This is a genomic window from Allorhizobium ampelinum S4 (assembly GCF_000016285.1).
Taxonomy (GTDB): domain Bacteria; phylum Pseudomonadota; class Alphaproteobacteria; order Rhizobiales; family Rhizobiaceae; genus Allorhizobium; species Allorhizobium ampelinum.
Genome location: NC_011989.1, coordinates 1,015,702 through 1,027,895, shown reverse-complemented (window position 1 = coordinate 1,027,895; position 12,194 = coordinate 1,015,702). Strand labels below are relative to the sequence as shown.

Annotated in this window: 9 protein-coding genes; 4 read left to right on the top strand and 5 right to left on the bottom strand. The window is 57.3% G+C overall.

Going from position 1 to position 12,194, the window contains the following annotated elements; translation table 11 throughout:
* Positions 1-449 precede the first annotated feature (449 nt).
* Both AVI_RS04805 and AVI_RS04800 read left to right on the top strand, forming a co-directional pair.
* A complete protein-coding gene (locus tag AVI_RS04805; RefSeq protein ID WP_015915288.1) occupies positions 450-1,763 on the top strand; it encodes a sugar ABC transporter permease in 1,314 nt (437 codons plus the stop codon).
* Positions 1,764-1,780: 17 nt separating this feature from the next.
* Positions 1,781-2,566: an ATP-binding cassette domain-containing protein gene (locus AVI_RS04800; protein ID WP_015915287.1), complete on the top strand. Its 786-nt coding sequence runs from the start codon at positions 1,781-1,783 to the stop codon at positions 2,564-2,566.
* Between the two features lie 25 nt (positions 2,567-2,591).
* On the opposite strand, the gene AVI_RS04795 is transcribed toward AVI_RS04800, so the two are convergent.
* Complete coding sequence (locus tag AVI_RS04795) at positions 2,592-3,464, bottom strand: undecaprenyl-diphosphate phosphatase (protein ID WP_015915286.1); 873 nt, start codon at positions 3,462-3,464, stop codon at positions 2,592-2,594.
* A 341-nt stretch (positions 3,465-3,805) separates the two neighbouring features.
* Here AVI_RS04795 and AVI_RS04790 point away from each other — a divergent pair, with 341 nt between their 5' ends.
* Positions 3,806-5,620: a HAMP domain-containing methyl-accepting chemotaxis protein gene (locus tag AVI_RS04790; protein ID WP_015915285.1), complete on the top strand. Its 1,815-nt coding sequence runs from the start codon at positions 3,806-3,808 to the stop codon at positions 5,618-5,620.
* Positions 5,621-5,645: 25 nt separating this feature from the next.
* On the opposite strand, the gene AVI_RS04785 is transcribed toward AVI_RS04790, so the two are convergent.
* From AVI_RS04785 to AVI_RS04770, 4 genes are all read right to left on the bottom strand, one after another.
* Entirely contained in the window at positions 5,646-6,560 is a 915-nt protein-coding gene (locus AVI_RS04785; protein WP_139192286.1) for an AEC family transporter, read from the bottom strand.
* 17 nt (positions 6,561-6,577) lie between these two features.
* Positions 6,578-7,981 (bottom strand): pyruvate kinase, encoded by a 1,404-nt coding sequence (gene pyk / locus AVI_RS04780; RefSeq protein ID WP_015915283.1) that lies wholly within the window; start codon positions 7,979-7,981, stop codon positions 6,578-6,580.
* 33 nt (positions 7,982-8,014) lie between these two features.
* The gene (locus tag AVI_RS04775) at positions 8,015-9,292 is read right to left on the bottom strand and encodes a cation:proton antiporter (protein ID WP_015915282.1); all 1,278 of its coding nucleotides are present in this window, start codon (positions 9,290-9,292) and stop codon (positions 8,015-8,017) included.
* A 547-nt stretch (positions 9,293-9,839) separates the two neighbouring features.
* Positions 9,840-11,423 (bottom strand): helicase HerA-like C-terminal domain-containing protein, encoded by a 1,584-nt coding sequence (locus AVI_RS04770; RefSeq protein WP_015915281.1) that lies wholly within the window; start codon positions 11,421-11,423, stop codon positions 9,840-9,842.
* 289 nt (positions 11,424-11,712) lie between these two features.
* Here AVI_RS04770 and AVI_RS04765 point away from each other — a divergent pair, with 289 nt between their 5' ends.
* Positions 11,713-12,102 carry a hypothetical protein gene (locus tag AVI_RS04765; protein ID WP_015915280.1) on the top strand — a complete coding sequence of 130 codons (390 nt, stop codon included), beginning with the start codon at positions 11,713-11,715 and terminating at the stop codon, positions 12,100-12,102.
* The last annotated feature ends 92 nt before the right edge of the window (positions 12,103-12,194 follow it).

The window sequence follows — 12,194 nt, the reverse complement described above, 5'->3', positions numbered from 1 at the left end:
TCTGACGATATGGGCCGTGGCGTGAGAGATTGCGCTGCGGCCTGTAACATTGAGCGATGCGTCTCGTTTATTGGCTTCGCACCCCCTCATCCCCCTGCCGGGGACTTCTCCCCGCTGGGGAGAAGAGACCAAGGCGATAGCCACGAGCCTCTTTCTGACGCCAGGAAAAAGGAGGGAATCTGCCTTCTCCCTCGCCAGATGGCGAGCAAAACGGCGCCACATATCTCTTCTCCCCAGCGGGGAGAAGGTGGCGGCAGCCGGATGAGGGGGCGGCGAAGCCGAGCAATGCGTCCGCTGGCTTGAAACAGATTTCGCAAAAGACAACGAGTCCGCGTCGACAGTGATTTCTAAGTGATCCTTCACCGGAACGCTCTCACCCAATTCCATTCCGCCGCTCCCAGTTGTGCGGCGATACATCTGCCGGAAGACCATAGAGGAGTACCCGATCCATGGTGGATCACACACTTGGCGCAGCATCCAGCAGTGCGCGTCCGTCAACGGTCAGTCCCTGGCGGCGGTTTCTGAACGCTACCGAAATCGACACCCGGTTGATGGGCATGGTGGTCGCGCTGCTGCTCATCTGGTTCGGCTTCCATATTCTGTCGGATGGTCTGTTTCTGACCCCGCGCAATCTGTGGAACCTATCGGTCCAGGCGGCGTCGGTCTCGGTCATGGCCACGGGCATGGTGCTGGTTATCGTCACCCGCAATATCGATCTGTCCGTCGGATCGATCCTGGGCTTTGTCGGCATGATGATGGCCGTCACCCAAACCAAGTTTCTGCCGCAGCTGCTCGGCTACGACCATCCGCTGATGTGGGTGCTGGCGCTCTCGCTCGGCATTGTCATCGGCGCTGCCATCGGGGCGTTTCAGGGCGTGATCATCGCCTTTCTCAACGTGCCGTCCTTCATCGTCACGCTGGGCGGTCTGCTGGTCTGGCGCGGCTGCGCCTGGATGGTCACGAGCGGTGCGACCGTCGCGCCGATGGATACCCGTTTTCGCCTGATGGGCGGCGGTGCGGATGGCTCGATTGGGGCCACCGCCAGCTGGGTGGTCGGGATCATCGCCTGCGTGTTCATCGTGTTGTCGATCCTGCATTCCCGCCGTCAGCGCAAGCGGTTCGGCTTTCCGCTAAAGCCGATCTGGGCTGAATATTTCATGGGACTGATCGGCTGCGGTGCGGTGCTTGGCTCCGTCAGCGTGCTCAACAGCTATTACATGCCCGTCAATCTGGCCCGCAAATATGCCGAGGCCAACAATATCGCCTGGCCGGACAGCGGGCTGGACATTTCGCTGGGTATTGCCATTCCGGTGTTGATCGCGCTTGGCATTGCCATGGTCATGAACTTCATCACCAACCGCACAAGGTTTGGCCGCTATGTGTTTGCCATTGGCGGCAATCCGGAAGCTGCCGTGCTGGCGGGCATCAAGACCCGCTGGGTGACAGTGCGGATCTTTGCGCTGATGGGCGCGCTTTGCGCCATTGCCGCGGCGATTTCCACCGCCCGTCTCAATGCCGCCACCAATGCGCAGGGCACGCTGGACGAGCTTTACACCATTGCCGCAGCCGTGATTGGCGGCACATCGCTGGCCGGTGGGGCCGGCACCATTGCCGGTGCGGTACTGGGTGCCATCGTCATGCAATCGCTGAATTCTGGCATGGTGCTGCTGGGCATGGATACGCCGCTGCAAAGCATTGTCATCGGCATGGTGCTGGTCGTCGCGGTCTGGCTGGATACGGTTTACCGCGCCCGCACCCGATAAAAAGCAGGAGAAACGTTATGACACAACAGAACACGCCTCTTGTGGAAATGAAGAATATTTCCATCTCCTTCGGCGGTATTCATGCCGTCGATGATGCCTCGGTGGATCTTCATGCCGGTGAGGTGGTCGCCCTGCTCGGCCATAACGGTGCGGGCAAATCGACGCTGATCAAGATCCTGTCGGGCGCCTACAAGCGCGATGGTGGCGAAATCCTGATCAATGGCGAACCGGCCGAGATCAACAATCCGCGCGATGCCAAGCGCTACGGCATCGAGACGATCTACCAGACGCTGGCCGTCGCCGACAATGTCGATGCCGCCGCCAATCTCTATCTCGGCCGCGAGCTGCGCACCCCCTGGGGCACGCTGGATGATGTGGCGATGGAGGCGAAGGCCCGCGAGGTGATGGGCCGGCTCAACCCGAATTTCCAGCGCTTCAAGGAGCCGGTGAAAGCCTTGTCAGGCGGCCAGAGGCAATCGGTGGCCATTGCCCGCGCCATCCTGTTTGATGCCCGCATCCTGATCATGGATGAGCCGACCGCAGCGCTCGGTCCTCAGGAAACCGCCCAGGTGGGCGAGCTGATCCTGCAACTGAAAAAGGAAGGCATCGGCATTTTCCTGATCAGCCACGACATTCACGATGTCTTCGATCTCGCCGACCGGGTGTTTGTGATGAAAAACGGCAAGGTGGTCGGCCATGCCCGCACAGGGGATGTTACCAAGGACGAGGTGCTGGGCATGATCATCATGGGCAAAGTGCCGCCGGGTGCCGTGCCTGGCCCCGGCGCGATGCAGGTGGTTTGAAGGCCCCGGATTACGAGGCCCAGGTTTAGGACGCCATGCCGGAGGCGGCCGCCGCCAGCAGGACCACGCCCAGAATGATCCGGTAGATCACGAATGGCCAGGTGGAGAAACGCTCCAGAAAGCGCATCAGACCCCAGATCGCGATGAGCGAGGAGATGCCACCGGCCACCAGGCCGACACCCAGCAGCGCCCAGCCATGGCTGTCCAGCGCCAGCTTGTGCAATTCCCAGACCTCCTTGAGACCAGCCAGAAGAATGGCTGGCAGGCCGAGCAGGAAGGAAAAGCGCGCTGCTTCCTCACGCTTGAAGCCCAGCGCCAGCGCCGCCGTCATCGTCGCGCCGGAACGCGACACACCGGGGATCAGCGCGCCGACCTGGGCGATGCCGACGAGAAGAATATCCAGCGGGCGGATGCTGGGCAGGTCGCGGCGATGTTTGGCCAGAAGCTCGGTGGCGGCCAACAGCCCGCCCATGACCAGACAGGCCAGCCCCACAGCCCAGAGGCTACGCAGCGGCGAACCGCAGCTGTTCAGCGTATGCGACAGCGCCAGCCCGGCGACGATGATCGGCAGCGTGGCGATCAGAATCCACAACACCAGCTGGAAATCGAAATTCTCGAAGTCGCGGCGTTTGACAGCGCTGATCGAACCGCTGGCCAGTCCGTAAATATCGCGCCAGAAATAGCTGATCACCCCGACCAGCGCCGCCATCTGCATGGCGGCTGAAAAGGCAGCGCCCGGATCGGGCCAGCCCAGCAGCGCTGGCACCACCCGCATATGGGCCGAGGACGACACCGGCACCAGTTCCGTCACCCCCTGCACCACGCCTAGAAACGCGGTCTGGACAAAACTCAGATCGACAAAGCCCGTTGCCGAACCCACCACGCATGCATCCGCCATCTCGTACCCCTTGCCTTGCCCGCTCATTGCCCGTTCTGGCATCAAACGTCAGGTGGTTTGAAACCGTGACCATGGCATAAGCAAGACAGTATATCGCGGGATCGTGACAGAATACCGAAAACAGTACTGCAAGTACGCGATTTGCGTTGGCTTTAGCCTCTCAAGACGAGAGCGTATTTTACCCTTCTATTTTTACGGGAAAATCAAAGCGTTGGCTGGGGTTTTTGACATTATTCAACATTATTAATATTTAAACCTATTTGCCATAACAATCGCGGCTGGCAATATCCCAATGGTAACTTTGCAAGAAAGCGGGCCGTGCGGCTCCGGAGATTTAAATAATGCGCATCTCTCTTGGCCAACTTCTCATATCACTGTTCGCAGTCATTCTTCTGGTCGTGGTCGGCCAGGGCATTTATGCGGTGACTTCGCTGAACACCATATCGGTTGGGACCAATCAGATCGTTGATAAGCGGGTTCCGTCCTTCATCCTCATGGGGCAGATCAATGCCGATCTGGGCGATATCCGCGTTGCGCAGAGCAATTATCGCAGCGCCGCCACACCTGAGCAACGAGCCATCTTTCTGGGATCGCTGAACAAGGCCTATGACGCACTCGCACAGTCTAGAAAGCAGTATGAGCCGCTGATCGTCGACAAAGAAGACCAAGAGCTTTACGACACCTTCTCCAAGGATTGGGCCAAGGCCGAGCAATTGTGGCAGAAGGTCAAGACCTTGACGGACAACGGCAGTGCGGATGAGGCAAAACAGATATTTCTGGGAGAGTCACTGGCTGCCTATGGCAAGGCCGGCGACGATATCCAGGCCGCCGTTGATGATCTGGCCGAAAATGCCAAAGACGAAGGTGCAGCCAACGCCGAGCAAATTTCCCTGGCCACGACCGTGACCTATATCGCTCTTGCTCTGGCGTTCAGCATCGGCATCGGCGCGGCGCTGATCAGCAGCCTGCGGGTCGTGCGTCCCTTGAAGCACATGACGGACACTATGCGGACCCTGTCTTCCGGCGATACCAGCGGCAGCGTGCCTTACATGAGCCGCAAGGACGAAATCGGCGCCATGGCCGCAGCCCTTCAGGTGTTTAAAGACGGAATATTGCGCAACCGCGCCCTGGAAGCCGAAGCCGCCAGCGCCCGCGAAAAGGCAGAATCCGAAAAGCTGCGCCTTCAGCAGGAAGCCGAAGCCGCCGCACAGAAGAAATTGCAGGAAGCCACCGCAGGTCTGGCATCCGGCCTGAAACGCTTGGCCGCAGGCGACCTCGGGTTTGAACTGAACGAACCGTTTGCCCCGGAATTTGACGCTCTGCGCCTCGACCTGAATACCGCTGTCGCCCAATTGGGCAGCACGATTTCCACCGTTGCCACCTCTGCTAACGCTATCAGCGACGGCTCACGCGAAGTCAGCCAGAGCGCGGACGACCTTTCCAAACGCACCGAACAGCAGGCCGCATCTCTGGAAGAGACCGCTGCCGCACTCGACCAGATCACCGTCAATGTCAGCAATTCCTCACGGCGTGTCGAAGAAGCACGTGGCGTGGCCAAGGAAGCCAACAGCAGCGCGGTCCGATCCGGCCAGGTGGTGAGTGAAGCCATCAACGCCATGCAGCGTATCGAGCACTCCTCCAACCAGATCTCCAACATCATCACCGTGATCGACGAGATTGCCTTCCAGACCAATCTCCTGGCGCTGAATGCCGGCGTTGAAGCCGCCCGCGCCGGCGAAGCGGGCCGTGGCTTTGCCGTGGTTGCCACCGAAGTGCGCGAACTGGCGCAACGCTCGGCCAAGGCCGCGCGCGAAATCAAGGAACTAATCAACAAATCCACCCAGGAAGTGGAAAACGGCGTGCGTCAGGTGCAGGAAACCGGCGACGTGCTGAAGGCCATCGAACATCACGTCACGACAATCAACGGCCTGATGGACGCAATCGCCACCTCCTCGCGTGAACAATCGGTCGGCCTGTCGGAGGTCAATACCGCCGTCAACCAGATGGACCAAGTCACCCAGCAGAATGCCGCCATGGTAGAAGAAACCAGCGCCGCCAGCGCCAACCTTGCGCAAGAAAGCGTGCGTTTGCAGCAGCTTGTCTCGGACTTCACACTCCCCAATACCACCAGCAATCAGAGACGCCGGGCGGCGTAAGCGTTTTCACTTTCTTGGAGAGGCACTAAACCAAAGCGGCCAGCACCAAAGGTATCGTCACAGCCGCTATTGCCGTCTGGATGCTGATAATGCTGGCCGCGATCCGATAATCTCCTCCGAACAGCCGGGCCATGATATAGGTGGAAGGTGTACACGGAAGTGAATTGAACAAGATGATCGTTGCCAGAGATGTGCCAGTCAAGCCAAGCGACGTGCCGATCCCATAGGTGGCAACCGGCAGCACAGCGAGCTTGATGGCCGAAGACAACCAAATCATGCCACGCGAGGCGCGAACAGCGGCAAAATCTATTCCGGCCCCGACGCTTAACAGTCCAAGTGGCAGGGAAGCGCTTCCCAAAATTTTGAGAATGGCTGTCACGAAATCCGGCATTGGTATGCCGGCAAGATTGACCACGCCACCAAGCACCACGGATAAAATGACGGGATTGGTAACAATGGTTTTCACCATATGCCTTTTACCGACAGGGCCGTTATCCCCATGGATCATCAGAATGAAGATCGATCCGACATTCAGCACCGGAATGGTGATGGCGATGGCCACAGCCGTCACCATTAATCCTGGCTGACCATAAAGGGCGGTCGCGGCGGCAACGGCAACATAGGTGTTGGGGCGTAGAGCCCCTTGCAGAACCGAGGAAAAAACAGGCCCCGGTCTCGGAAACAGCGCTTGCAGCAGAAAGACGATGCTGCCGCCCAGCACAATGCCGCCCAGCAGAGCGATGGTGACAAGGCGCAAAGAAATACCGGCAAGGTCAGCCGTCACGATCTGGCTGAACATCAAGGCTGGAAAGAGATAGAAGTAGTTCAATCGCTCGCACGGCATCCAGAATTCGGACGCCAGAAGAGTGCGGCGATGGAGAATGAACCCCATCAAAATCAAGGTGAAGATGGGGATCAAGGCCGTGAGTATTGTCAGCACGCGAATAAACTCCGGCATCAATTCGGCTGCAAGGCGGGCTGGTTTGCTCCGCCGACACGCAGGGTTTGGAAACTGTTGAAATAGTCGCGGTCATCGCCCTGGTTTGCCCCGACGATCAGCACGACGTCTTCGGGACGCAGCAATGTGCCGTCATTGACCTCTTTCAAATCGTGCAGCGCAGAAGACGGCACCTGCCAGTCAACCTTGGAAAGATGAATGCCGGAGACGCCAGGCACCAGGTTCAGCGTCCTTGCCACCCAAGGGTCGTCATGGACGGCAATGACCTGCTGCTGAACGGACGCCGACGCGACCAGCCCCACAGCGTAGCCGCTGCGCGAGACGACAACGATCTTGTCCACCGGCAGGGTGGAGATGAGGGCCTTCACAGCGCGTGCGATCTCGTGTTTCGGACCACTCTGCGGTGCGGATGTGGAGAGATAGGTTTGGGAAATGGCAGCGATATTCTTCAACCGCCCGACGGCCTCGACCGGATAGCGCCCGACTGCCGTTTCGCCTGATAGCATCAACAGGCTGGCACCATCGATGACGGCGTTGGTGATATCTCCGATTTCCGCCTTTGTCGGATAGGGGTTATCAATCATCGAATGCAGCAATTCCGTCGCGACAATCACAGGCTTGCCATGCGCATTCGCGGTTGTGATAATCCGCTTCTGAAACACGGAAACGCTATCGACATTGGTTTCGACGGAAAGGTCGCCACGGTCGATCATGATAACGTCAGCAGCGCCGACAATGGCCTCCAAGTTATCAAGACCACCCTGATTCTCGACCTTTGCAACGATGCGAGGCGCCCGACCGCCGATCAGCCCACGGATGGCATCGACATGTTCGGCGCTTTCGACAAAGCTGATACCGAGATAATCGACCCTATTGTCTCTGGCGAAATCGACCATCGTGCGGTCGTTCGATGTAACCAGTTCCCGTCCGAGAGAGACGTCAGGCACGTTAATGCCCTTCCGGCTCCGCAATGTACCATCGCCACCGGCACGCACATGAATGTCTCTCCCGTCAATTCTCTCAACCTGGAAGGACAATGTTCCGTCGTCAGCATAGAGCCGTATGCCGGGAGCCAATTGCTCATGCAGGCCATCGAAATTCACCGGTACTTTTTCAGTGCCGTCATGGCTGATATCTGTCGTCAGGATCAAGGTTTCGCCTTCCTTGAAGCTTGGCTCGTGGGCGAGCTGGATCGTTCTGATCTTGCGCCCCGGAATGTCGAGCAAGACCGGAACACCGGGAACGGCTTCACGGATCAGGCGAATGGTTTGCCTGTGCCAATCGAGATTGCCATGAGAGCCATTCAACCGTGCCACGGTCATTCCGGCCTCTCTCAGCGCTTGCAGAGTGGTGAAATTGGCCGAAACCGGACCAATGGTTGCGATAATACCTATAGACGCCATGAGAGGTCTCCGAATGAAGCGGTTATGTGAAGTTCAAAGGGTTCCTTCCAGCGCGGCATCGCCAACGGTGGAGGTCTTTGCGTGGTCAGTCCGGTAGCGGAGAACAAGCTCTGTCACAGGGGCCGTGAGGATAGACGCGACAACGAATGCCGAGAAGGCGTTTACATTGATGAGGTTCATCGAATAGGCGACGGTGGCGAGCACGAGACCCGGACCGCCCCGCGTGTTGAACACGACCCCATTGAGGAAGGACTGCCGGGCATTTTTCGACATCAGGACGTGGGCGATGGTCACCGATGCTATCTTCAGTGCGGATGACCAGAGCAGGAAGACGGCAATATCGTAGATCGATATGGCATTATCAAAAACCAGGCCTCGCCCAACAAGGATGAAATACGCTGGAATGAAAACCCATTGCGCCAGCTTGGCGAGGAACGGCATACTGCGCTCGGCGATAGACTTTGCTCTCCCCAGACACAATCCTGCAATCAGCATCCCCAGCAAGAGACCTGCACCCAAGGAGGCAGACGTCAGAGCGGCGGCCAGGGAGACAGCGATGATGAAAGCAATGCCGATTTGCCCGCTCTCATGCTGTTGCGCCCATCTGTCATAGAGTTTGACTAGGGAGAAGGTTACCAGAAACAGGGCGCCAGCCGCAGTCAACGTCATGACCAAGCTTGTCAAAACCGGCAGAAGGTCGAATTGTGATTGCGTTCGCAGCACGTCGGAGATGGGAAACACCGCCCAAATCAGAATATCCAGCAAACAGGCCGACACGAGAACCGTCGATGAAAAGGTGGTCCCGATCATTTTGAGATCGATGAAGATTTTCGTCAAAAAGGGTACAGACGTAACGATGACCGCCAGAGCAAGCACAAGGATCGTTGCTCTTTCCTCACCGACCGTTTGAGACGGAAACGTCAATCCCGGCGCAATGCGCAAAACAATGTGGGACGTCGAGAGTGCCAGAAGAAGGGCCGCGAACGTACCCGTCATGTAAGAGGCCAACGATTTTAGATCGACTTGCTTTTCCGCACTCCGGATATTCGAGAAGGACGTAACAATCAAAAAACCGAGAGCGACGTTACTGAGGGCATAAACCTCACCAATCCGCCCACCCACCCGATGAAGCTCAAACCAACCTTCAATATTGAGGGAATACGGCCCAAGAAAAATACCGAATATAATATATAATATAATTTTTGGTATTTTTGTATTAAATAATTTTTTATTGAATAATATAAACGAAAAAAATGACAGAATCAAAATCAAAGAACAATATATAATTGATTCAAAGTTCGAAATATACATTGATATTCCTATATTAAATAAAAAGAACCCCTTATATATGAATCTACGCGGGCCATTTTATTTTCATGGCCTATCTTTTCGCAGTCAATTATCTTGATGGATCTTCAATTGTGACAGTTTCATGACAAAATATATCGATATTGGTCATTAAAAATGAAGCTGTTTCATGCTAAAATTTCCACCCGAAACAGGCAATAATTCCACCAAATAGCGATTGATTAACTTAATTTTCTACAATAGATTGCATTAGATAATGTTCATAAATATACGCCCCCGGTTAGAGACCGGTGGCTTATTCATCGGGCGATGAAAATCCTGTCATTTGGAGCGAAACCAACGACATCGATCGTTCAGGACAAACTCTGTCTTTTTGTGACTGCATAATTTTCTGCAGCGAACCTCTGTGCGCCATATCTGGCGAACGGCGCTGTCGTGTATCGCCGATTGCCGAAACCGGTTCCGTTTTCCTGGGAAGCCGTCCCTGCCAGCCAGCCCCCCCCCTGACACCCAATGACACCCAATGACACCCCCCTTTGGCGAGCATATCCTACCGTTTCAAACTCCCAAGAATCCCCCGGACCAGCGCCCGGCCGAGCTGGTTGGCGACCTGGCTGGCCAGGGAGCGGGCGGCGCTTTTCATTGCGGCTTCGATCACCGTTTGGCGTTGGCGGCCGGGGGGTGCAGTGCGGTCAGGCGCTTGGCGGGTGGTGGTGGTTTTTTGCTCTGGTGCTTCATCGCCAAAGCCCGGCAATTTCCAGCGACTGGCGGCGCTGGTGCCTTCGGCACCGTCATCGGTCCTACCGTCGGCCCCGCTGCGCCCAGTGGCTTTTTCGGCCCGTTCCGCGAGGATTTCGAAGGCCGAGTGCCGGTCGATGGTTCGATCGTAGAGGTTCGCCATCGGGCTGGCGCCGATGATTGCCGTCCGCTCGTTGTCGGTCAGCGGGCCAATGCGGGCGGAGGGCGGGCGGATCAGGGTGCGTTCGACCATGGAGGGCACACCCTTGCCCTGAAGGGTCGAGACCAGGGCCTCACCGGTGCCAAGTGCCGTAATCGCCTCTTCGCAGGAAAAGGCCGGATTGGGCCGGAAGGTTTCAGCGGCAGTCTTCACCGCCTTCTGTTCGCGGGGCGTATAGGCGCGCAGTGCGTGCTGCACCCGGTTGCCCAATTGCGCCAGAATGGTTTCGGGCACATCCAGCGGATTTTGCGTGACGAAATAGACCCCGACGCCCTTGGATCGGATCAGCCGCACCACCTGCTCCACCCGCTCGACAAGAACTTTCGGCGCATCGCGAAACAAGAGATGCGCCTCATCAAAGAAAAATACCAGTTTGGGCTGAGCCATATCGCCAACTTCAGGCAGTTCCTCGAACAGTTCCGACAACAGCCAGAGCAGGAACGTGGCATAAAGCCGTGGGTTCATCATCAGTCGGTCGGCGGCCAGCACCGAAATCGTCCCTCGCCCATCCGGCGCAACCCGCATGATATCCTGGATGGACAGCGCCGGTTCACCGAAAAACTGGTCGGCACCCTGGCTTTCCAGTAGCAGCAGCGCCCGTTGCAGCGAGCCAACCGAGGATTTGGAGATCAGCCCGAACCGACCCGATAATTCACTGGAATTTTCCGCCATATAGCTCAGCAGCGCCTGCAGATCCTTGAGGTCCAGCAGCGCCAGTCCACCCTCATCGGCGATTTTGAAGGCAATGTTCAGCACACCTTCCTGGGCTTCCGAGGCCTCCATCAGCCGGGCCAGCAGAAGCGGTCCCATTTCGGCGATGGTTGTGCGGACCCTATGGCCCTTTTCGCCGTAGAGATCCCAGAAGGTGACCGGAAATTCCTCGAAGGGATAGGGCGAAAGCCCGATCTCCTCAGCGCGCTTGATCAGGAAATCCTTGGCCTCCCCCGGCGCGGCGATGCCCGACAGATCGCCCTTGATGTCGGCGCAGAACACCGGAACACCCGCACTGGCGAACCCTTCGGCCAGGATTTGCAGCGTCACGGTCTTGCCGGTGCCGGTGGCGCCGGTGATGAGGCCGTGGCGGTTGGCAAGTTTCAGATCCAGATATTCCGGTGCGTTGAACGCATCATCCGGCTTGCGGCTGGCACCGAGAAACAATTTTCCATCTTCAAGCATCGCGTCACATCCCCTCGACACGCTTCCACAAAGCCAGCACGGCGCGTCTTATCAAACACATAAGCGCTGCATGGTCTTCTCCTTCAACCGGTTTCGACTGAAGGACGTGTACAATCGCCGAATGCCCCTTCGGTCCTGCACTTGTTGTTCTTAGCAGAATATGGAACATCCTCAACTCCGTCAGCGGTTTCACACGGCTTTGAGCAGATTGAAGGCGCTTGCCGCTTGAGTTTGCGGCCTGAGTAAATTACGTTGACGTGAACGTCAAAAAACCTTTGAGGAGCATCCCATGAGCGAATTGGTCACCCGCATTTCCGACAATGTCGGCATCGCCCCGGACACGGCGGAAAAGGCGCTTGGCATGATGCTGGGCTTTTTGCAGCGCGAAGCCGATGACGGCGCGGTTGCCCGGATGATCGAAGCCATGCCCGGCGCGCCTGAACTGGTGGCCATGCACAATGGCGAAGGCAAGAGCGGCGGCCTGCTGGGTGGCCTGATGAGCGCCATCGGCGGTGGCGGCATCATGGGTCTCGGCCAGCAATTGATGAGCCTCGGGCTTGGCATGGGAGAAATTTCGGCACTTGCCAAGGAAACCATGGCCATTGCCCGCGAACATGCCGGTGACGAAGTCGTGGACAAGGTCGTGGCATCCGTCCCGGGCCTTAGCCAGTTCGTCTAAAACGGACCTGTCATGCTCTCCTTGCAAATATCTCAAGCACCCGATGCGTTTGAGATATTTGCAAATCCTTCAAAGCTGGGCGCAGGTGCATC